Genomic DNA, 20,581 nt, shown 5'->3' on the forward strand with positions numbered 1-20,581 from the left:
TGTGCCGTGGCCAGATAGAATTCCCCGTTAAGCAACGACACGCTTCCCCCGCACTCGCGAGCAGGAACGCGGATTGCTCACAAGTTTACTTCGGGCGATTGCCGCCTCACGCACGTGCCGTCGCTTTTCCGCACTTTGAATGACACATCGACATGACAATCCACGAATCCCCGACGTCGTCCTCGCCAGCGCTCCCATTGAGCGCGGCCCGGTCTGACGCGGCCCGCGCCAATGTGGAGACGGGTGTGCCGGGTCTCGACGAGATCCTGGGCGGCGGTCTGGTCCGCGGCGGCGTCTATCTGCTGGAAGGCATGGCCGGCGCCGGCAAGACGATTCTGTCGAGCCAGATTGGTTTTCATCGTGTAAGCCGGGGCGAGAAGGTGCTGTACATGACCCTGATCGCCGAATCGCACGACAAACTGCTGAGCCACCTCAAAGGCCTGAGTTTCTTCGACGAGAACGCCGTCGCACAGCAAATGCTGTTCGTGTCCGGCTATCACGAACTGATGCAGGACGGCCTCGACGGCTTCCTGAAACTGATCGCGTCGAGCATCTACGATTACCGGCCGAGCCTGATGATCATCGACGGTTTTCGCAGCGCGCGCGAATTCAGCGAAACCGAGCTGTCGCTGTCGAAGTTCATTCACGAACTGAACGCGCTGGTCGCGGCCATGGACTGCACCACCTTGCTGCTCGCACCGCTGTCCGGCAACGAGCCGCATCCGGAACACACGCTGGTCGACGGCCTGATCGAGCTGAACCGCTATAACGACGGCATGCGCCGCGCCCGCGAAATCGAAGTGCACAAGATGCGCGCGCGCAATCACCTGATGGGCAAGCACTTCTTCCGCATCGCCGAAAGCGGCCTGCTGATGTTCCCGCGCATGGAAGCGCAGTCCGCCGCGCCGCCCGGCCCGGTGGATCTGAAATCGCGCCTCGGCTTCGGCCTGCCGCATCTCGACGCGCTGCTCGGCGGCGGCTTCGCGCAAGGTTCCACGACCACGCTGATCGGCCCGTCGGGGGTCGGCAAGACACTCCTCTGCCTGCAATTCCTCGCGGCCGGCGTGGCGCGCGGCGAGCGCTGCCTGTACCTGGGCTTCTACGAGGGGCCGCAGCGGCTGATCGGCAAAGCCGAGGCCGTGTCGATCGCACTGACCGACGCGCACGGGGACGGCCGCCTGATCATTCAATGGCAGCCGGCCGTCGAACTCGCCATCGACGAGCTCGCGGCTACCGCGCTCGCCGCGGTCAAACGGATCGGCGCCACGCGTATCGTGATCGACGGCGTGGAAGGTTTTCGCGACTCGGCGTTACGCACCGAGCGTTTCGGCCTGTTCCTGAATGCGTTTCTACACCAGCTTCGCGAAGCTTGCGTTACCACGCTGCTCACCGAAGAACTACCGCTATACGCCGACCCCGGCCACGCGAAGAGCGTACGCGTCTCGGCGCTGACCGAAAACCTCGTGCTGTTGCGCTACGCCGAAACCGACGCCGGTTTGCGCCGGATGATTTCGGTGGTCAAGCAACGCGAAAGCGCGCACGACACCTCGTTGCGCGAACTTGTGATTTCATCCGAGGGTCTCGATGTGATGGAAAGCGCGGTCAGTCCCGCCAGCGTGGTCTCGACGCCCGGCTTGTCGGCCACGCTGCAAGCGCGACGAAATCCGTAGCCGCCCATGAAAACCATTCTGGTCGTGGACGACGAGTTCGACATTCTCACGGTCTGGCGACTGCTGCTGGAACGGCACGGCTATGCGGTGCTGACGGCGTCGAACGGCGCCGCCGCGCTCGAACAGATACGCAACACCCGGCCCGATATCATCGTGTCGGACTGCATGATGCCGATCATGTCCGGGCAGCAACTGTGCGCGGTGCTGAATGCCAACGCAGATCTGCGCGACATTCCAATCCTGCTGTGCAGCGCGGCGGCGGACATCCCCGTCCAGCCGAATCCTCATATCGAATACGCGCGCAAGCCGCTTTCTTTCGACGTCCTGCTGCAAACACTGCAGCGCCTCGCCCCCTAATCCGGTACCGGGCGGCCAGCGGCCGCTCCGGGTCGGTCCAGCGAAGTCCGGCGAGCGGCCCGTCACCTCTCGCCATTCAGCTCCCTAGGTAAAACCCCCGATTCCTGGCACCCCTCAGTCGGACTACTCTCGGCCAATCCATTTTATAGAACATCGTTCTATCTGATAGAACAATCGAGACGAGCAACAGCCGAAGGAGGATTCCATGGCCAGCCTGCCGATCGATGCGCGACGCGCGTCGTCCGATTCAAACGCCGGGACGCCGGGGCTCACGCCCGGCATCAACGCGCGCATCGACCGTCTGCCCGCCACGCGCGCGGTGTGGATGCTGGTGTTCCTGCTGTCGATCGGCGGCTGGTTCGAGTTTTACGATCTGTTCTTCACCGCCTATGTTGGCCCCGGTCTCGTCAAGACCGGCATGTACGCGACGACCACCGCGTCGTTCTTCGGCGTCTCGGGTCTCGGCGCGTTCGTGGCGGCGTCGTTCGCCGGGCTGTTCATCGGCACGTTCTTTCTGGCGGGCATGGCCGACCGTTATGGCCGCAAAACCGTCTTCACCGTGTCGCTGCTGTGGTATTCCGTGGCCACGCTGATCATGGCGTTCCAGAGTTCCGCACCCGCCATCAATCTGTGGCGACTGATCGCCGGCATCGGCGTGGGCGTTGAACTGGTGACGATCGATACCTACGTCAGCGAACTCGTGCCGAAGCACCTGCGTGGCCGCGCGTTCGCATTTGTCCACCTCGTGCAGTACACCGCGGTACCCTCGGTCGCGTTCCTCGCCTGGTGGCTGGTGCCGCGCACACCGTTCGGTCTCGACGGTTGGCGCTGGGTGGTGATCATCGGCGCGTTGGGCGCGGTCGTGGTGTGGGCGATTCGCCGGCGCGTGCCGGAAAGCCCGCGCTGGCTCGCGCAACAAGGGCGCACCGCCGAAGCCGAGCAGGTGCTGCAGACCCTGGAAGCCAAGGTCGCCGCGCAATACGGCAAGCCGTTGCCGCCGCCGGTGCCGACCGTCGAACCGGCCACCACCAAAGCCGCCTTCCGCGAAATCTGGCAACCGCCGTATCGCCGCCGCGCGATCACGATGCTCGTGTTCAACCTGTTCCAGGCAATCGGTTTTTACGGCTTCGCCTCGTGGGTGCCGACGCTGCTGGTGTCCAAAGGCGTGACGATCACGCACAGCCTGCTGTACTCGTTCGTGATCGCGATTTCGAATCCGTTTGGACCGCTGCTCGGCATGGCGATCGCGGACCGGATCGAACGGAAGACGTTGATCGTGCTGTCGGCGCTCGGCATCGTCATTTTCGGCAGCCTGTTCGCCACCCAAACCTCGCCCGCCATGCTGATGGTGCTCGGCGTACTGATCACATTGTGCGGCACGCTGCTGTCGGTCGGCTATCACGCCTATCAAACGGAACTGTTTCCCACGCGTTTGCGGGCGCGCGCGGTCGGCTTTGTTTACTCGATGTCGCGTCTGTCCGCGATGTTCTCGGGTTTCATGATCGCGTTCGCGTTGCGTCACTTCGACGTGACCGGTGTGTTCGCGTTGATCAGCGTGTCGATGGTGATGGTGATGGGGGCAATCGGCATTTTCGGACCGCGCACCAACAACCTCAATCTCGACGAAATCTCGCATTGAACCAGAGGCTTTTGACATGACGCTGCCGTTGGCTGGAGTCCGCGTACTGGACTTATCGAATGTATTGGCGGGGCCGTTTTGCGCGTATCAACTCGCGCTGCTCGGCGCCGAAGTGATCAAGGTCGAGCATCCCGAGGGCGGCGATCTCGCACGGCGGCTCGGCGCCGACAAGGAAGCGTCGGCGCGCAACATGGGCGCCTCGTTCGTCGCGGTGAACGCGGGCAAGCAGTCCGTCACGCTCAATCTGAAGGACCCGCGCGGCAAGGAAATTCTGCGCGAGCTCGTCAAGACCGCCGACGTGCTCGTCGAAAATTTCCGGCCCGGCGTGATGACGCGCCTCGGGCTCGATTTCGACGCGCTGCGCGAGGTCAATCCCCGGCTCGTGTACTGCGCGATCTCCGGCTTCGGCATGGACGGCGAGTTTGCGAAACGCCCGGCCTACGATCAGATCATTCAAGGCATTGCCGGCGTGATGAGCGTGACCGGCGACGCCGACAGCGCGCCGTTGCGGGTCGGCTATCCGGTGTCGGACACGGTGGGTGGCCTCACCGCCGCGTTCGGCATCTGCGCGGCGCTGCTCGACGCGCGGGCCACTGGACACGGCCGCATGCTCGACGTGTCGATGCTCGAAGCCACGCTCGCGACCATGGGCTGGGTCGTGTCGAACTATCTGAACGCCGGTGTCACGCCGACGCCGATGGGCAACGAGAACTTCACCGCAGCGCCGTCGGGTACGTTCAGAACCGGCGACGGCCCGCTCAATATCGCGGCCAACGAAAACAAACAGTTCGCGAGCCTGTGCGAACTGATCGGCCGCGCCGATCTGCTCGACGACCCGCGTTTTGCCGAACGCAATGCGCGCAAGCTGAATCGCGCGGCGCTGAAAGCGGAAATCGAAGCGGCCCTCGCGAGCGACAGCGCCGCGAACTGGGAAGCGAAGTTTTTCGAAGCGGGCGTGCCGGCCGGTCGCGTGATGTCGGTGCCGGAAATCCTGGCGCATCCGCATCTGGCGTCGCGCGCGTTCATCCGCGAATTTGCCGGTACGCACGACACCGACCGGCAACGCGTGACGCGCGCGGGTTTTCGTCTGCATGACGCGGATACCGCGCCCGCCACCCCTGCGCCGGTCCTCTCGGCCCACACCCGCGAACAACTTGGCGCACTCGGTTACGACGATGCGCAAATCGACGAACTGCGCGCCGAAGGAGTGATCTGACCATGACGCAAACATTCGACGCGGCCAGGCTTGCCGCCGACTATTGGAGCACCTCGATCATCGACATCCATCCGGGTTCGATCAAGGTGCGCGGTTTTCCGATTCAGGAGCTGATCGGCAACGTCAGCTTTCCTCAGATGATCTGGCTGATGCTGCGCGGCGAATTGCCCGACGCGGCGCAGGCACGCTTGTTCGAGGCCGCGTTGGTGGCGTCCGTCGATCATGGCCCGCATGCGCCTTCAATCGCGATTTCGCGGATGGCGACCAGTTGCGGCCTGCCTTTGAACGGCGCGATGGCCTCGGCGATCAACGCACTGGACGACGTGCACGGCGGCGCCGGACAGCAGGCGGTCGAACTGTACGATTCGATCGGCGCGCTGATGGAGGCGGGCGCGACGCTGGACCACGCGGTTGAACAAGGCGTGGATGCCTTCACGGCAGCGCACGGCAAATATCTGCCCGGCTTCGGACACCGTTTCCATCCGGTCGATCCGCGCGCTGTGCGGCTGCTCGCGCTGGTCGACGCAAGCGTCGCCGAGAAGCACATCAGCGGACGCTATGCGACGATCGCGCGCGGCATCGAAGCGCTGCTCCAGCGCCGCAAAAGCAAGCCCGTGCCCATGAATATCGACGGCGCGACCGCGGTGATCTACGCCGAACTCGGTTTTGCACCGGAACTGGCGCGTGGCGTTTTCTGCCTGTCGCGCGCGGTCGGGATTCTGTCGCACGCCTGGGAGCAGCGCGGACGCCATGAGCGCAACAAGGGCCCCATGCCGCGCCAGATGAGCTACACGTACACGGGCGAGCCCGAGCGTCATCTGCCCTGAAGCGGGCCGCTCCTCAGCCCGCGACGCCCGCCAAAGCCCGCCGACCCACGTTGAGACGATCGCGCGATTTGTTGAGTTTTCTCCGCGTTCACCGTAAAGCCGCCGCCTTTTACAGTACGTCATCGAACGCGCAACGCCGGAACATCGGAGCGCGTCGCAACGACAGTGGGAGGTGCGATCATGAACGGCAATCGTGGGACGATTCCAGTGAGTTTCTTCGGCATCGCGGTGGGCGCCCTGGCGCTAGCCAATTTGTGGCGTACGGCGATCAAGGTGTGGCACCTGCCCGCCGAAATGGGACCGTTGGTGACGGTCGCCGCGCTGACCGTTTGGGTGGTGCTGCTGGCGGCGTACGGGCATAAGTGGCTGACGAACGCCGACGAGGCGCGCGCCGAAATGCAACACCCGGTGCAATCGTCGTTCGCGGCGCTGGTGCCGGTATCGAGCCTGCTGGCCGCGCAACTGTTGCAGCCGTATGCGCCTACGCTGGCGCTCGGTTTATTCGGCGTGGCGATGGTCGTGCAACTGACTCTCGGCGTGTATCTGCACGGGCGACTCTGGCAAGGCGGCCGTCAGCCTGAACTGAGCACACCGGCCATGTACCTGCCGAGCGTCGCATCGAGCTTCGTTGCGAGCACGGCGGCCGCGTCATTCGGTTTTCATCAGCTCGGCGTCCTGTTTTTCGGTGCAGGTCTGTTTTCGTGGCTCGCCATTGAATCGATGCTGCTGCACCGCGCCTCCGTGCTCGAACCGCTGCCGGCAGCTCTGCGCCCGGTGCTCGGCATTCAACTCGCACCGCCGGTGGTGGGTGGCGCAGCGTACCTGAGCCTGACCAGCGGTACGCCCGATCTGTTCGCGCTGATGCTGCTCGGTTATGGCGTCTACCAGGCGGTGATGTTGCTGCGCCTGCTACCGTGGATTCGCCAGCAACCTTTCGCACCCGGCTATTGGGCTTTCAGCTTCGGCGTAGCCGCGTTGCCGACGATGGCTGCCCGGATGGTCGAGCGCGGCGTGACGGGTCCGGTCGAATGGGCTGCACCGCTTCTGTTTATCGCCGCGAACGTGATTATCGGCATTCTGGCGGTGGAGACGGTGACCTTGCTGGTGCGAGGCAAGCTGATTCCGCCGGCTGCCACACCAGCTCGGTGACAACGCCAATGCCGGTCGGTTCGCGTACCGCACGGAGCCACCAGGCAACTCGTTGAGCGAGGCGCGTCAGGCGCCTCGCTGAAACATCCCGACACGCATCGGCGCAACGCACGCGGCACACCTCGCTTCAATCTCCCTGCTTTATCCCTACCTGTCCGTTCAGACCGACTGCACCACCAACGCTCCGACCTCCGCGATGGCCGCATTGCAGCGCGCCGCGTCACCGTTCGTTCCGGTCAGATAGACCACCACCAGCACCGGCCCGCGTCCAGGCGGCCACAGAATCGCGATGTCGTTGGCCGTGCCGTGATCGCCGGTGCCGGTCTTGTCGCCGACGCCCCAATCCCGCGGCAGCTTCGCGCGAAGCCGCGCGCCGCCGGTTTCATTCGCCACCAGCCAGGCAAGTAACTGTGCCCGAGAAGATGAAGACAAATGCTCGCCGAGCACCAGTTCGCGCAAGTTGCCGAGCATCGCATTCGGCGTGGTGGTGTCGCGCGGATCGCCGGGAATCGCTTCGTTCAACGTCGGCTCGATCCGATCCAGACGCGTGATGCCGTCGCCGAGGTCACGCGCAAATGCGGTCAATCCCGCAGGACCGCCGAACGTCGCCAGCAACAGATTGGCCGCCGTGTTGTCGCTCAGCGTGATCGCCGCCTTGCACAATTCGGCGATGCTCATGCCCGCGTCGCCGGTTCGCTCCCGCGTATGCCGGCTCGTGGCAGGCGAGTTCGGCACCAGATCGCGCTGCGAAAAAACGATACGCCGCTCCAGCGACTCCTGACCACGATCCACGCGCGTCAGCACGGCGCCTGCCACCAGCACCTTGAACGTGCTGCACATCGGAAAACGCTCGTCGGTGCGCAGTCCGGCGTGCAAACCCGAGGTCGTATCGACAATCGATACACCGAGCCGCCCACCGCTTTCCGCCTCGATCTGCGCGAGCCGCCTACGGATCGTTGCCGCCTTCTCCAGTGCCAGTCCCGGCGCAGCCTTGCCCGCTTTGGACGCCGTCTTGCCGAACGCGCCCACGCTGCCAACCGCAACCCCAGCTATCGACACACCCAGTACCGCGCCCGCGAATTTCCGTCTCGTGATCATTGCCGCTCCTTATGTGAAGCCGCCACTATCGGTTTTCCGGCGCGCGCTGACAAACGATGATAAGTTAGACGACTCCCAAGAAAATCTTATGCCTCTGTCATGCGACCTTATCTGCCACTGAACGCGCTGCGGGCCTTCGAGTCGTCGGCCCGGCATTTGAGTTTCACGCGCGCGGCGCTCGAATTGAACGTGACCCAGGCGGCCGTCAGCCAGCAGGTCCGAACGCTGGAAGAGCGACTGGGCACCGCCCTTTTCAAGCGCCTGCCACGCGGCCTCGCCATGACCGACGAAGGCCTCGCGCTGCGCCCGGTCCTGACCGACGCGTTCGATCGCATCGAAGCGGTGCTCAAGCAATTCGAAGGCGGTCACTTTCACGAAGTGTTGACGGTCGGCGTCGTGGGCACGTTCGCGGTCGGCTGGCTGATGCCGCGCCTCAAATCGTTTCGCGACGCGCATCCGTTCGTCGAACTGCGGCTGCAGACCAACAACAATCTGGTCGATCTCGCCACCGAAGGCCTCGATTTCGCGATCCGTTTCGGCGACGGCACGTGGCCAGGCTCGCTCGCCACGCGTCTGCTCGATGCGCCGCTGTCGTTGCTATGCGCGCCCGAGATCGCCGGGCGTCTGTCGAAGCCGGCCGATCTCGTCGACGAAACCTTGCTGCGCTCCTATCGCGCCGACGACTGGATGAACTGGTTCAACGCGGCCGGCATTCCGCCACGGCCGGTTCGAGGGCCGGTGTTCGATTCATCGCGATTGATGGTGGAGGCGGCCATGCAGGGCGCGGGGATCGCGCTCGCGCCCGCGCTGATGTTCGGGCATGAGATCAACACGGGGCGGCTGGTGCGGCCGTTCGATGTCGAGGTCCATGCCGGCAGCTACTGGCTGACCTGTCTGAAGGGCAAGCCGATGACGCCGGCCATGCTGCTGTTCAGCCAATGGATCGTCAAGGAAGCAGCTGCCCAACCAGCCCACTAGGAAAGCGCCGCACGGCGATGGCCGTTCATGGCCGGCCGCTCCACTTGCGGCGGGAACACGTTCCACGAGCCGTCGTCGTGGCGAAAAAAGAAGATCGACAGCAAACCACCTGGCCGCAACGCTTCCACGCAGACGTAGCGCTGATGCGAAGCGCGGTGGCAAAACCGAACGACGCGGGCGGGCATCGACGGAGTCGGGGCGAGCCATTTGTCGACGGCCCAGTGCAAGGTCTTTTCTGCGGCAACCATGATGCTCTCCTTGAATCGTTCAACGCTCGAAGCTTGAATTCAGTGCGATCCGCTCACGCCAGTTGCGCGCCGAGTCGAGTACCGAGTCGAGCACCGGCTTGAGTACCCCGGCTCCCTTTCTCGACAAAGGCCTTCAGGAGGCACACCAGCGTCTGCATGCCGGCACGCGGATGGCGCAAGCAGCAATGCACCTGTTCGCTGCGGCTTTCGCCGAGCAGGCACCATGCGCAGAAGTGCTCGCAATTGTTGGTCAGCAGCCGGTAGCGGTTTTCTCCGAGACGGGAGCGCGCGCGGCTCACGGCTTCGTCGCCGACGTAGCGGGCGGCCGGCGTAGCGCGAACCGTCAGCGGCTGGCCGGCGGCGAAGCGTTCGAGTTCCACCTCTTCCACCGGACCGCGATGCGTCGAACTCGCGAAACCCGCGTAATGCACCACACGGCCGTTGCCGACATAGATGCCGTGGTGTTCGTACCCGCAGCGTTGCGTGACGAGGTGCGCGCCGATCGGCAGGTCGATGGTGGACGCTGCGTCGCTGGCTGCGCGGTGCGTCGGGAGAAGCTTGGTGTTCATGGCTGGCCTCGCATCAATTTCCAACACTGTTGCGAGAGCTTTTGCAGGATCCGGGCCATGCGCGGGGAAGCCCTTGTTTAAAGGGCCCGGCGCCATACCCATGGCGATTCGGCGGGTCGAGGTGTGGGTGTCGAGCCAACAGAATTCGATGCGGAATGTTGGTGCGTGTCGTTCTGTTGCGGACACGTTACGGGGTTACAGCACGCACATTGGCGAGGTCTTGTCCGTCGTTTCGATGTGTTGGGTCTCACACCGTTTCGCGGTCGCGCCTGTTGGCTGACAGCCGACCTCTAACGCCGCGCACGCCGCCCCGCAGCCTGGCCATCCGCGCGCAATCGCCCGGCCATCAATACGTTGCGGACACAACGTCGAACGCGGCCTTCTATTGGCATAAGCCTTGCACCATCGAGTTCACATCCTAGCTAACAACGCGCATCACGCACGCGGCCAACCGGAGAACGACATGGCTTCCATCACAGTGAACGACCTCACGCTCAACCTCGCGCTCGACCGTAAAGCGATGGCGGCGATTCGCGGCGGCGGCGGTGCGCCATGGGTGTATGGCTGGATTCAACCTTATGTGCGGGAAACGCCGAGCATTGGTCCGGTCGTCAACCTGTACGAGGTGTCCAACAACTTCTATGCTAACCAGATGATCAACCAGTTCCAGTCGGTCGACGTCCACAATACCGGCGCGAATTCGAACATCAACGTTTCCCCCGACGCACGCAGCAGAAACGATACGGTGTAGCCGTTGTGACTTGTGCCAGCCCCTTTCGCTGGACGTCGTCCGCGCGTTCCGACGCCGGCCGCGTCCGCGAGATCAACGAAGATGCCTGCCTCGACCAGCCCGAACTCGGACGCTGGGCCGTTGCCGACGGCATGGGCGGGCACGCGGTCGGCGATCTGGCGAGCCGTCTGGTGATCGACACACTGAGCCGGCTCGCGTCGGCCGCCAGCATGAAGACGTCCGTGGCCGATGCGCGGGCACGCCTGCAAGCCGCGAACCGCCAGCTCAGGGACGAGGCCGCGCGCCGCCAGGTGCAGCGTATCGGCAGCACGGTCGTCGTGATGATTGCCTGCGACCGCTTCTGCGCTTACCTGTGGGCGGGCGACAGCCGCTTATATCTGGCGCGCGAGGGAGGCCTGCGGCAACTGACGCGCGATCATAGTCAGGTGGAACAGCTCAAGTCGCTCGGCGTGATTACCGAAGAAGAGGCGCGTCGTCATCCGGCGCAACATATGATCACGCGCGCGGTCGGCGCCACGGATTCGCTCGAACTCGACGACGATGCCATTGAAGTCGCCGACGGCGACGTCTTTCTGCTGTGCAGCGACGGCCTCAGCAATGAAGTCGCCGATGACGAGATACTCACCGTGCTAACCACGGCTTCAGGTGACACGGCGTCGGAAGCACTGATCGCGCTGGCGCTAGCGCGCGGCGGCCGCGACAATATCACCGCCGTGGTGGTGCGTGCGGAAGATCCTTATGCATCGGACAAAACGTTGTTGAATCCGACGCCCTAGCGGGGCTCAGGCGTCGCTGTCTTCGTCATCGTCGCTCTTAGTGGCGGCCGGCGCGTGCCGATTGCGAAAGTCCTTCGAATGCAGGCCGTGCTTCTTTAATAGCATCTGCAAATGCGAGCGGTTCATGTCGATGCGCCGCGCCAGTTCCGCAACCGTGCCGCTCACTTCGCGCAGGCCTCGCTCCAGAAAGGCCTTCTCGGCGTCGTCGCTGGCGGCGCGCTTGGCGTCGCTCAAAGACATCAGATTCGCCACGCTGATCGGCTCCTGCCCACTAGCGTTCGTCGACGCCGCGGCCGACCCGGGCGCCGCCAGCCGCATGTCGACCGGCAGATGATCGATATCCGCCATGTCGCCGGCAAGACATGACAACCGGTACATCACGTTGCGTAGTTCACGGATATTCCCCGGGTACGCGTAGTTCAGGAGAAAGTCCCGCAAACGCGGGGTCAATCTGATCGGTCTGCGTTTCAACGAGCCCGCCGCTTCGTCGCCGAACCATGCGATCAGCAGCGGAATTTCGTCGCGACGTTCACGCAAGGGCGGCAGCGTAACGTGAATGACACTCAGCCGATAAAACAGGTCCTCGCGAAATCGACCTTCTTCGCTGAGTTGCCGCAAATTGCGATTGGTGGCCGCGACAATACGGGTATCCACCGCAATCGTCTCGTCGGAACCCACCCGTTGAATCTCGTGCGCTTCCAGCACCCGCAGCAGCTTTACCTGACCCGCCAGCGGCAATTCGCCGATCTCGTCGAGAAAGATCGTGCCGGTATGGGCGCTTTCGAATTTCCCTTTGCGGTCATTCGAGGCCCCGGTAAACGCGCCCTTCCGATGCCCGAACAATTCCGACTCCAGCAGATTGTCCGGAATCGCGCCGCAGTTCACCGAAATAAACGGCTTGTCCGAACGCGATCCGTTCGCGTGGACCACTTTCGCCATCAACTCCTTGCCGGTCCCGCTCTCACCGTCGATCAAAACCGGCAAATCGGTCGGCGCCGCTTTCTCGGCGATCTCGAGCGATTCGAGCAGGCGTGGATTGTCGCCGAACGTGCCTTCAAAAATAAAACTACGCTCCAGCAATGCTTTTCTGCGCGCACCGCGAGATAGTTCGACACGTTCCTGCGGTTCGGCAGCCACGGCCGCTTGCACGAAACGCTCCTTGTGCGAGAGTTGCATGACCTCGTCGCGCAACGACGTGGCTTGCCGCAGGAGCTTGTCGATATCGCCGCGTTCCAGCCGCGACGACCAGCGCAGCGTGGAACGCAAGATCTCGATCCGCTCAAGCAGCCCGGCATAGGAAATCGCCGGGCTCGCCTCCTCAATCTGGTCGAGTATTTTCATCATCACGCGCTCAGTTGTTTCTGGACCAGTTGGTAGTACATGCCGCCGCGTGCAATCAGTTCGTCGTGACGCCCCTGTTCGACGATCGCCCCTTCGTAGAGCACGATAATCTTGTCTGCGCGCATGATCGTACTGAGCCGATGCGCGATGATCACCGCCGTTCGGCCCTTTAGAATGTCGTGCATGTTGCCGAGAATATTGCTTTCCGACTGCGAATCCAGCGCGGAGGTGGCCTCGTCGAAAACCAGCAAGCGAGGATCGTGATACAGCGCGCGCGCAATGCACAGCCGCTGGATCTGCCCGCCGGAGAGCCCAATGCCCCGTTCGCCGACAATCTGCTCATAGCCGAGCGGCATCTTGCTGATAAAAGCGTGCGCGTCGGCCATCTTCGCGACTTCCTCGATGCGGCGCCGCTCGGGTGCGTCGTCGCCGCTCGCGATGTTCTCCGCGATGGTGCCGGAGAACAGCAGATTGCTCTGCATCACGTAACCGATCTGCGCGCGGTAATAGGCCTTGTCGACCACGCCGAGATCGTAGCCGTCGATCGTCATCTTGCCTTCGCTCGGCGTATAGAAGCCGACCAGCAACTTGGCGAGCGTCGTTTTGCCGGAGCCGCTTCGCCCAACGATCGCTACGAGTTCACCGGGTTTGATGTCGAAGTTGATGTTTTCGAGCACATACGACGAGTCGTTGTCGCCATAGCGGAAATAGACGCCGCTCAGGCTGATCTCGCCTTGCAGTTCAGGCAACATCACGCGCGACGGCAAATCCTGCGGCTTCTGTTCAGGCTCGATGTCGAGCACGTCGCCGAGGCGCTCCATCGCCACGCCCGCATCGTTCAACATGCTCCACAAGCCGACCAGCCCCATCAACGGGCCGAGTACGCTGCCCATGAACGCATTGAAGGCGATCAACTGACCGATCGTCATCTCACGCGCCAGCACCAGATTTGCACCGACCCACAGAATCGCGATCGTCGTTGCCGCGTTCAGCAATTGACTGCCAAGGCCGACCAGAATGTTGAAGGCGTGCGCGCGGTACTGCACTTCGAGCGCCTTCGCGTACTTCTTTTCCCAGCGCAATCGCACCGGCCGCTCGATCCCCATGCCCTTGATGGTTTCCACACCGGCAAGCGCTTCCATCAGAAACGACTTCGACTCGGTCGATGCGGTGAATACCTCGCGCGCGTAGCTTTTGATTCTCGGCGTGGCGATCGCGGTCAACGCCATGATCGGAATCACGAATGCGATCAACACCAACGTCATCTTCACGTTGTAGACGAACATGATGATGAAGTAGATAAACACCATCAGCAGGTTCAGCGCAGTGGTCACCGTGGATTCGGTAAGGAACGCGCGAATCGTCTGATTCTCCTGGAAGCGCGCAAAGATGTCGCCCGTCTTGCGTTTGGCGAAAAACGAAAACGGCAGCGACAAGGTGTGCTTGAAGAACTGCGACATCATCGCGAAGTCCATGTTGCGCACCATGAAGTTTGCGAGGTAAGCGCGAATCGACGACATCAATTGCGAAAATACGTTGGCGATAATCAGACCGCCAATCAGCAGATGCAACAGGCTGACGTTCTGATGCACGATCACGCCGTCGAGAATGTTCTGGATAATCAGCGGGGGAATCACGCCTAACACCTGGATCACGAAGGTGGCGAGAAACAGGTGCCCGAGTATTTTCCTGTACGGCGTGAGGTAGCCGACAAAGCGTATCCACGGCGAACGGGCAGCCGACAGGTGCAACAGATGCGGGCCGCCGGTAAATAGCAGACACGTACCGCTCCAGCCGCGCTCGAAATCTTCGACGCTCAGTTTTCTGAAACCGACCGCCGGATCGGCCACCCACACATAGTCTTTTGAGAGCCCATACACCACGACGTAGTGATAGCCCTCCCAATGCACGATGAACGGCAGATCGAAGCCGCGTAGCGAGTCGAACGTGCACTGCACGCCACGCGCGGTAAAACCGAGCGATTCACCGGCGCGCGCGAGACTATCGAGTGTCGCGCCCTGGGTCGTCACATTGGCCAGTTCGCGCAACTTGCCGAGCGTCATGGGAATGCCGTAGTGGCGGCACACCATGGCGAGGCATGCGGCGCCGCAATCCATCTCTTCGGCCTGCTCGACCAGCGCGAAGCGTTTGATGACCTTCTCACCGAACTCCGGTTTGCTCTGCAAGTCGAGCATGAGCGGCAATTTGCGTCGCTGTTCGAGACGCTTCTGACGCTGCAATTCGCGGTCGCCGTAGCGGATCCGCTCGTCGAGCACCTCTCGAAGTTTGGGGTTACGCTCCAGGATGAAGTGGACCGTGCGCTCGGGTATCACCAGCAGGCGGGTATCGGTCACCGCCACGGCCGAAGCCATTTGCTCCTGACGCATCAAGCACGCTTTCTCACCGAATATTTCGCCTTCGCCGAGCGTGGCGAGCGTGTAGTCGTGGCCCTCTTCCTGCCGCACTATGCGCACTTCACCTTGCCGCACCACGTAGAGCCGCCGGTCGTCGCGGCCATCCTGCCTGAAGATTTCCTTGCCTGCCGCCACGCGTTTCACGCCGACACTGCGTACATATTCCTCGAGTTCCGCCTTGTTCAGCTTGCCGCGCAGATCGAACAACTGCGCGACGAAGCCGCCCGCCGAACTGATCGCCACGTAACTGGCCACGAAAGCCAATGCGGCCGGGTTGCCGCTGATGACCGGTTCGATCGCCTCGCGCGGAATGAACAGCAACTCGGTTTTCGCCGATGCCCGCACCGACGCTTCGTGGGCATAGGCGCGCAACATCGCGATGTCGGCGAAGATCTCGCCGGATTTGCGCACACCGATGCTGGTTTCCTTGCCATGCTCCTCGGTGAAGAGCCGCACCGTGCCGGAGCGCACCACATACAGACCGTCGGCCGTCTCACCCGCGGAGCAGACGGTTTCGCCGAACGAATAGAACCGTGCCTGCGCGTAATCGGCCAACCGCTCGATTTCGTCGCGCGAAAACGGCGACAGAATTTCCACCGAGGCAAGAAACTCGGCGGCTGAGGGCGCGGTCTGAGGGGCGTCCATGAACTTGCGGACCTCCGTTCGGCGTGGTGATTGCGGATCGGTCAGCGTGCTTCGATAACGTGCTCCTGGGCACGCGCGATCAGCCAGCTTTCCCGCAACAGGCGCCGGACTTCGGCGGCTACATCGTCGTCGAGCGCGGCCGGGTACTTGGCCGTCACCGCGAAAATCTCGAAGCAGGAGCGATCCGCCGACGGAAACGGGCCGAGCAGATCGCCCACCGCCGCGTTGAAGATCTTGGCTTCGATATCCGCCTTCAGCGACCCACGCAACACCTTGCCGATCACGCCGCCCGCCTCGCGGGTGTCCGCAATGGAATGCTCGCGCGCCATGTCGGCAAAGCTCTCCGGATCGTCGTGCAGATACGAGATCATTTCCTTCGCCTTGCCCTCGCTGTCCAGCACGATATGGCTCACCTCGATCGCGTCGAACTTCGGCGAATTCAGCGCGAAGTAGTCTTTGATTGCCGTGTCGTTGCCGACCTCGTCGAGCATCTTCTCCTGATACAGCCCGTCGGTAATGAAGGCCTCGAATTCGTCGAGGCTGACATGGAGCGCATCGAGGTACTGATTCATATCCGTCGCACGGTGCAGTCCCCGCACACGGCGGAACTGATCGGCGCGCTGCTGGATTTCGTCCGCACTGACGGTCATGCCCTGCTTCTTCGCCGCATGCACCGTGAGCTTGTCGCGCACAATCTGCTCGATCAGGCTCTCGAACTGGCCAGTGAGTTTCAGAAGACGAATGAACTCGGCCACATCCACGACTTCATCATCGATACGCACTATCGCGGTCATTTCATCCGCTCCTTGTTTGATATGGGATCCGCACGTTCAACCCGCCACCTGCCGGAACGGATCAAGACCCAGATCGATCAGACGACGCTCGCGCACCACGATTTCCGCGCTCGCCGTCATGCCGTAACGCAGCGGATAGCGGGTGTCGGCAATCTGGTAGTAGTTTCTGTCGAGCGTGACGCGCCCCTCGTACACCGGCTGCTTGTCCTGAAGCGACGGTTTGGTCGCCGGCGAGATATATGCGAGCGTGCCGCCGATCAGCCCATAGCGCTGGTAAGGAAACGCGTTGAATTTCAGTTTGACCGGCAGGCCTTCATGCAGAAAAGCACGGTCGTGTTCGGCGATCTCGATCTTCAGCACGGGCCGCGCGTCTTTCGGTGCGATGCCGCCGAGCGGCGCGTTGGCCTGGATCTTGTCGCCTCGCTGGGTCGACGTGACGTCGGTGATAACGCCCGAAACCGGCGCCAGGATCAGCAGAAAATTGTCTTTGTCGATGTTCTCGAAACGGATTCGCGCCGCCGCTTCGGCCACCAGTCGCGCGCTTTGTAACTGCAGGCGCGCTTTGTCTTCGGCGTCGGTGATATCGCGGACCGCCGAGTCGTATTGCAGTTGCAGATCCGTCGTCTGCTGTCCGCTGGTTTCGAGTTGCGCATTCGCCTGCGCGTATTCGTGACTCAGGCGGAAATCCAGTTCCGCGAGTTTCGATTGCGCGACCCGGTAGGCGTTGTCCGCTTCCAGCGCGGCGGTCCGCTTCTGTTCGACCTGCAATTCGGCGATGCCGCCGCCACCTGGTTGCGCGAACAACTGTGCGTAGCGGTCCAGTTCCTGGCGCGCCGCTTCTCGCGTACGGCGTGCGTTGTCGAGCACGCTGCGCGCTTCGTCGAGTTCGGCTTTCTGACCTTCGGCGAGTTTGGTGGTCCCTTCGGAAACACGGTTTTCGTGCAGCCGTGCCTCCACTTCCATTTGCGCCTTCAGCGCGGCGGCCTTGCGCTCCATCAGCGCCTTCTTCTCGGGAAACTGTTTCCAGTCGCGCTCGGCGTCTTCGAGCTTGAGTTGCGCTTGCAGCGCATTGCTGGCCGCTTCGATCGCGCCGCGCGCGTTCAGGCGAGCCAATACATCGCCTTTGGACACCGGCTGTCCTTCGGCGATATACAGATCGGCGAGTTCGCCGTCGATCGGCGCATAAATGCGACGCACGTCCGACTCGGGCGACAACGTGCCTTGCGCGCTGACAATCACATCCGCACGCCCCACGAACGACCACAGCAAGCCGGTCACTACCAGCGCAACCATTGCCCAGATCAGCGCGCGCGCGAGCCGCACCGGCTCGGCGGTCAGGATCGCGATGCCCTCGACGCTGTGATCCTCGAGCGCCTCGGACAGCGGTCTAGGGTGATTGTCGCGTTTCACTCTGCCCGTCTCCGATCAACGCCAACTTGGCTTTCAGCAACCCCGGATCCAGCACCATGCGCAAATCGGTCAGCGAACGGCGCTGCAAATCGGCCTCGGCGTCGATATCGGTGAGAAGCCGGTCGAAGTCGGCGGGATGGTCGACCCTCAACTGCGTAAAGATCCGCATACCCTGCTGCGCCGCGGTTTGCGCATCGGACAGCAGTCGCGCCTCGCTGCGAAAACCCGGCGAAATACCTGCTTCGAGCCGTTGCGTGCCGCCAATCGGCCCACTCGCGCGGTATTGTTTCCATAGGCTCTGCGCGCGCAGCAGCAGGTCTTGCGCTCGCGTCAGCGCTTTATCGTGCAGCGAGGCCACGTCTTTCTGGATCGACTGCGCGAACCAAACGTCGTTGACCGGATCGAGGCTCGCGTAGAACGACAGCAAACGCTCGTCGTAATCGTTGCTGCCGCGCGTTTTCTGCAGATCGCCGAATTGATCGAGCAATGTCTTCTTATGTGTTTGCTCCGCCGCGAGCACATCGGACCACGGTCCCGCCGGCATGGCTGCCAGATCCGCCAGCGCCTGCTGCGCATCGCCGCGCCGCCAGGCTGCCGTCACCGCTGCCTGCCGCTGAATGACGTCCTGCGAAGGCAGGCGGTTGGTCGCCAATTGCTGAAATTGCGCCTGAAACGGCGGCGTGCTGAAACGCGTGGTTTTCAGCAGGGTGAGCAACGGCGTCAATTGACGGCTAAGCGCGGCATTCAACAGCGCCGTGTATTGCCGCAAATCGTCACGCACCCGATCCAGACCCGCGAGACGTGGATAGCGCTGCGCGTAATCGTCGAGCACGGCGGGCAACGCGTCGGGTTTGTCACGAGCCAGTTCGGTGCGAATCGTTCCATTCAGACGGTCGATGGCGGCCACATACACCGAATCGTCGCTCTCCAGTTTGCGCAAATGGCTCAGCGCCTGCGCGTACGGCTCCGCGAATACCGGCACGTAGGAGGCGATACGGTCGAGGGCACGCTGATGACTTTTAGCGTCGTCGTCCCAGCGCTGCAACAAACCGGCGATGGTCGACTCGTCCGTGTACATGCGGATCGGTGCTTCCACGCCGCCGCGCATCGCGACGAAACGCTCCAGATCGCCCACCCATTGCAATTCGCCGATCAACGATAGGGCGTCTGCATTGTTCGTGCTCAATGAGCGCATCTCGTTGAGCAGCGCGTCGGCCTGATCGAACTGCGCTTTCTGCAATGTATTCAGCCAGCCTGGGAGGCGCGCCTTGAGTAACGCTTCGCTGGCCAGCGCGCTGACTTTCGTGTCGGCGGGATGATCCGCGAGGTAGTCTTTCGCCGCCGTGACCGCGCTGTTGTAATCGCCGCTCGCCAGCAGGTTCTTCAATTCGCGCTCGGACGAACCGCGCAGGTACAGTGCCGACACCAGCGCAATCAGCACGACGAGGCCGGCGCCGCCCCACAGGACGATTCGCCGTCCGCTCGTGCGATTGCCTCCGGCGAATGCCTTGCTGAGTTCGACGGTAATGAGACGCCAACGATGCGCGCGGCCGTTGGCAGCACCTTTATTGCGGGCACCGGTCGAACCACGCCCGTCGGCCGCATTGGTCGCGCCGTCGGCCGCATTGCCGCCGTTCGCGTGCTCCGCGATGCGAGCGTCACTCAGGCCGTTCCCCGCCCGCGCCGCCGAGCCGGTCGCGTCGCGCCTGCCCGGTCCCGACCATGGTTGCGCGGCCTGATTGACCTCGTCCTCGCGCTGCCGCGCGGGATCGACGCAAAAGATATCGAGGAACGAATTCGCCGCGCCGACGAAGGTGGTCTTGTCGGCATCGGCCGGGTTGTCGGCGGCGGGGTGAAATACCAGTTGGGTCACGGTGGGCTCGACTTCAGGGGGTTTCTGCAGTGTCACCCTGTAGACGAAGTGATCGCCCCCAAATGCAACCAGGTTGCCATCCACGAGCGGCAGCGCGGATTCGTCCAGCCGCTTTCCGCCGACGAATGTACCGTTCGTGCTGCCGAGATCTTCGACATAGAACTCGCCGCCTTTCACAAAAATGTGCGCGTGACGCCGCGAGATGTAATTGACCTGATGCGGGTAGCGTTCCTTGTAGCGCGAGAAAACCTCGTCGGCTTTGCTGATCAGAAACGGGAAAGCCCGCACTTCGATGGGCTGCAACCCGAGGTCTTCACGCTGCGGCACCAGCAGCAACGCCGACGCGGGCGACGAGCCGGTTCCCGCCACGATCCGCGCGCGCGGTTCGATACTCACCCGGTAACATAGCTCGCCGCCGAAGCACAACTCGTCGCCGGCGCGCACGCGGGCCGGCGTTTGCCGCACCGCGACGCCATTCACGGTCGTGCCGTTCTTGCTGCCGAGATCGGCGACGTAGAGCGCGCCCTGCTCCGTGAAAACGCGCGCGTGCCGGCGCGACAGCCGCGCGATCCGTTCGGCGGGGTAATCGGTGAACGGCGCCTCGCTGCGGCCGATCGCGAACAGCTCGTCGACGATCCGGATCGCGTCGAGCGCGGGGCGCTGCGCGGACGCAACGGGAGACAGCACCACGTCGAAGGCGGTGCCGGTCGTCACGCGCATCTCAGCAATCGGAGCTTCGCCGGTGGCCATTTTATCTGGATCACTAATCGTTTACCTGTTGCGAAAAACACGCAACGAAAACGGCACGCAGAACTGCAGCGAAATG

17 protein-coding genes are annotated in these 20,581 nt (G+C 62.9%); 9 read left to right on the forward strand and 8 right to left on the reverse strand.

Annotated elements, in window-relative coordinates; all coding sequences use genetic code 11:
* Nucleotides 1-152 precede the first annotated feature (152 nt).
* The 6 genes from BX591_RS11285 to tehA all read left to right on the forward strand — a co-directional run bounded on the left by BX591_RS11285 (nucleotide 153) and on the right by tehA (nucleotide 6,858).
* Nucleotides 153-1,670 carry an ATPase domain-containing protein gene (locus tag BX591_RS11285; RefSeq protein ID WP_244146944.1) on the forward strand — a complete coding sequence of 506 codons (1,518 nt, stop codon included), beginning with the start codon at nucleotides 153-155 and terminating at the stop codon, nucleotides 1,668-1,670.
* Between the two features lie 6 nt (nucleotides 1,671-1,676).
* A complete protein-coding gene (locus BX591_RS11290) occupies nucleotides 1,677-2,027 on the forward strand; it encodes a response regulator (RefSeq protein WP_111931235.1) in 351 nt (116 codons plus the stop codon).
* Between the two features lie 205 nt (nucleotides 2,028-2,232).
* On the forward strand, nucleotides 2,233-3,666 hold the full coding sequence (locus BX591_RS11295; RefSeq protein ID WP_111931237.1) for an MFS transporter: 1,434 nt from the start codon (nucleotides 2,233-2,235) through the stop codon (nucleotides 3,664-3,666).
* A gap of 16 nt (nucleotides 3,667-3,682) precedes the next feature.
* A complete protein-coding gene (locus tag BX591_RS11300; RefSeq protein WP_111931239.1) occupies nucleotides 3,683-4,882 on the forward strand; it encodes a CaiB/BaiF CoA transferase family protein in 1,200 nt (399 codons plus the stop codon).
* Between the two features lie 2 nt (nucleotides 4,883-4,884).
* A complete protein-coding gene (locus BX591_RS11305) occupies nucleotides 4,885-5,709 on the forward strand; it encodes a citryl-CoA lyase (protein ID WP_167444529.1) in 825 nt (274 codons plus the stop codon).
* A 180-nt stretch (nucleotides 5,710-5,889) separates the two neighbouring features.
* The gene (tehA, locus tag BX591_RS11310; RefSeq protein ID WP_111931243.1) at nucleotides 5,890-6,858 is read left to right on the forward strand and encodes a dicarboxylate transporter/tellurite-resistance protein TehA; all 969 of its coding nucleotides are present in this window, start codon (nucleotides 5,890-5,892) and stop codon (nucleotides 6,856-6,858) included.
* A 159-nt stretch (nucleotides 6,859-7,017) separates the two neighbouring features.
* Here the strand turns inward: tehA and bla are convergent, their stop codons facing one another.
* Nucleotides 7,018-7,956, reverse strand: coding sequence for a class A beta-lactamase (bla, locus tag BX591_RS11315; RefSeq protein ID WP_111931245.1), 939 nt, complete (start codon nucleotides 7,954-7,956; stop codon nucleotides 7,018-7,020).
* A gap of 99 nt (nucleotides 7,957-8,055) precedes the next feature.
* On the opposite strand from bla, the gene BX591_RS11320 reads away from it, so the two are divergent.
* The gene (locus tag BX591_RS11320) at nucleotides 8,056-8,934 is read left to right on the forward strand and encodes a LysR family transcriptional regulator (protein WP_111931247.1); all 879 of its coding nucleotides are present in this window, start codon (nucleotides 8,056-8,058) and stop codon (nucleotides 8,932-8,934) included.
* Here BX591_RS11320 and BX591_RS11325 read toward each other — a convergent pair.
* Nucleotides 8,931-9,182, reverse strand: a complete 252-nt coding sequence (locus BX591_RS11325; RefSeq protein ID WP_111931249.1) for a hypothetical protein — start codon at nucleotides 9,180-9,182, stop codon at nucleotides 8,931-8,933. The two genes, BX591_RS11320 and BX591_RS11325, sit on opposite strands and share 4 nt — an antisense overlap.
* A gap of 53 nt (nucleotides 9,183-9,235) precedes the next feature.
* Entirely contained in the window at nucleotides 9,236-9,751 is a 516-nt protein-coding gene (locus BX591_RS11330) for a lecithin retinol acyltransferase family protein (RefSeq protein WP_111931251.1), read from the reverse strand.
* 463 nt (nucleotides 9,752-10,214) lie between these two features.
* On the opposite strand from BX591_RS11330, the gene BX591_RS11335 reads away from it, so the two are divergent.
* On the forward strand, nucleotides 10,215-10,502 hold the full coding sequence (locus tag BX591_RS11335) for a hypothetical protein (RefSeq protein WP_035559792.1): 288 nt from the start codon (nucleotides 10,215-10,217) through the stop codon (nucleotides 10,500-10,502).
* A gap of 5 nt (nucleotides 10,503-10,507) precedes the next feature.
* Nucleotides 10,508-11,278, forward strand: a complete 771-nt coding sequence (locus BX591_RS11340) for a PP2C family protein-serine/threonine phosphatase (protein ID WP_111931253.1) — start codon at nucleotides 10,508-10,510, stop codon at nucleotides 11,276-11,278.
* Between the two features lie 6 nt (nucleotides 11,279-11,284).
* Here BX591_RS11340 and BX591_RS11345 read toward each other — a convergent pair whose 3' ends face one another.
* From BX591_RS11345 to BX591_RS11365, 5 genes are read right to left on the reverse strand one after another with little or no spacing between them, the layout of a single operon-like run.
* Nucleotides 11,285-12,622 carry a sigma-54 interaction domain-containing protein gene (locus BX591_RS11345; protein WP_111931255.1) on the reverse strand — a complete coding sequence of 446 codons (1,338 nt, stop codon included), beginning with the start codon at nucleotides 12,620-12,622 and terminating at the stop codon, nucleotides 11,285-11,287.
* The gene (locus BX591_RS11350; protein ID WP_111931257.1) at nucleotides 12,622-15,678 is read right to left on the reverse strand and encodes a peptidase domain-containing ABC transporter; all 3,057 of its coding nucleotides are present in this window, start codon (nucleotides 15,676-15,678) and stop codon (nucleotides 12,622-12,624) included. The genes BX591_RS11345 and BX591_RS11350 overlap by 1 nt, the downstream gene beginning before the upstream one ends.
* A gap of 41 nt (nucleotides 15,679-15,719) precedes the next feature.
* Entirely contained in the window at nucleotides 15,720-16,472 is a 753-nt protein-coding gene (locus BX591_RS11355; RefSeq protein ID WP_111931259.1) for a peptidylprolyl isomerase, read from the reverse strand.
* A 36-nt stretch (nucleotides 16,473-16,508) separates the two neighbouring features.
* Nucleotides 16,509-17,882 carry a beta-barrel domain-containing protein gene (locus tag BX591_RS11360; protein ID WP_111931261.1) on the reverse strand — a complete coding sequence of 458 codons (1,374 nt, stop codon included), beginning with the start codon at nucleotides 17,880-17,882 and terminating at the stop codon, nucleotides 16,509-16,511.
* Entirely contained in the window at nucleotides 17,860-20,505 is a 2,646-nt protein-coding gene (locus BX591_RS11365; RefSeq protein ID WP_111931263.1) for an FHA domain-containing protein, read from the reverse strand. Before BX591_RS11365 ends, BX591_RS11360 begins: the two co-directional genes overlap by 23 nt.
* Nucleotides 20,506-20,581 lie beyond the last annotated feature (76 nt).

It is taken from the genome of Paraburkholderia bryophila (genome assembly GCF_003269035.1).
Lineage (GTDB): Bacteria > Pseudomonadota > Gammaproteobacteria > Burkholderiales > Burkholderiaceae > Paraburkholderia > Paraburkholderia bryophila.

Excerpts from the sequence above, each read along its gene's own strand:
- BX591_RS11305 (WP_167444529.1), top strand. The coding sequence starts at position 4,885 with ATGACGCAAACATTCGACGCGGCCAGGCTTGCCGCCGACTATTGGAGC.
- BX591_RS11345 (WP_111931255.1), bottom strand. The coding sequence starts at position 12,622 with ATGATGAAAATACTCGACCAGATTGAGGAGGCGAGCCCGGCGATTTCC.
- bla (WP_111931245.1), bottom strand. The coding sequence starts at position 7,956 with ATGATCACGAGACGGAAATTCGCGGGCGCGGTACTGGGTGTGTCGATA.
- BX591_RS11350 (WP_111931257.1), bottom strand. The coding sequence starts at position 15,678 with ATGGACGCCCCTCAGACCGCGCCCTCAGCCGCCGAGTTTCTTGCCTCG.
- BX591_RS11330 (WP_111931251.1), bottom strand. The coding sequence starts at position 9,751 with ATGAACACCAAGCTTCTCCCGACGCACCGCGCAGCCAGCGACGCAGCG.
- BX591_RS11290 (WP_111931235.1), top strand. The coding sequence starts at position 1,677 with ATGAAAACCATTCTGGTCGTGGACGACGAGTTCGACATTCTCACGGTC.
- BX591_RS11335 (WP_035559792.1), top strand. The coding sequence starts at position 10,215 with ATGGCTTCCATCACAGTGAACGACCTCACGCTCAACCTCGCGCTCGAC.
- BX591_RS11320 (WP_111931247.1), top strand. The coding sequence starts at position 8,056 with ATGCGACCTTATCTGCCACTGAACGCGCTGCGGGCCTTCGAGTCGTCG.
- BX591_RS11355 (WP_111931259.1), bottom strand. The coding sequence starts at position 16,472 with ATGACCGCGATAGTGCGTATCGATGATGAAGTCGTGGATGTGGCCGAG.
- BX591_RS11295 (WP_111931237.1), top strand. The coding sequence starts at position 2,233 with ATGGCCAGCCTGCCGATCGATGCGCGACGCGCGTCGTCCGATTCAAAC.
- BX591_RS11300 (WP_111931239.1), top strand. The coding sequence starts at position 3,683 with ATGACGCTGCCGTTGGCTGGAGTCCGCGTACTGGACTTATCGAATGTA.
- BX591_RS11285 (WP_244146944.1), top strand. The coding sequence starts at position 153 with ATGACAATCCACGAATCCCCGACGTCGTCCTCGCCAGCGCTCCCATTG.
- BX591_RS11365 (WP_111931263.1), bottom strand. The coding sequence starts at position 20,505 with ATGGCCACCGGCGAAGCTCCGATTGCTGAGATGCGCGTGACGACCGGC.
- tehA (WP_111931243.1), top strand. The coding sequence starts at position 5,890 with ATGAACGGCAATCGTGGGACGATTCCAGTGAGTTTCTTCGGCATCGCG.
- BX591_RS11325 (WP_111931249.1), bottom strand. The coding sequence starts at position 9,182 with ATGGTTGCCGCAGAAAAGACCTTGCACTGGGCCGTCGACAAATGGCTC.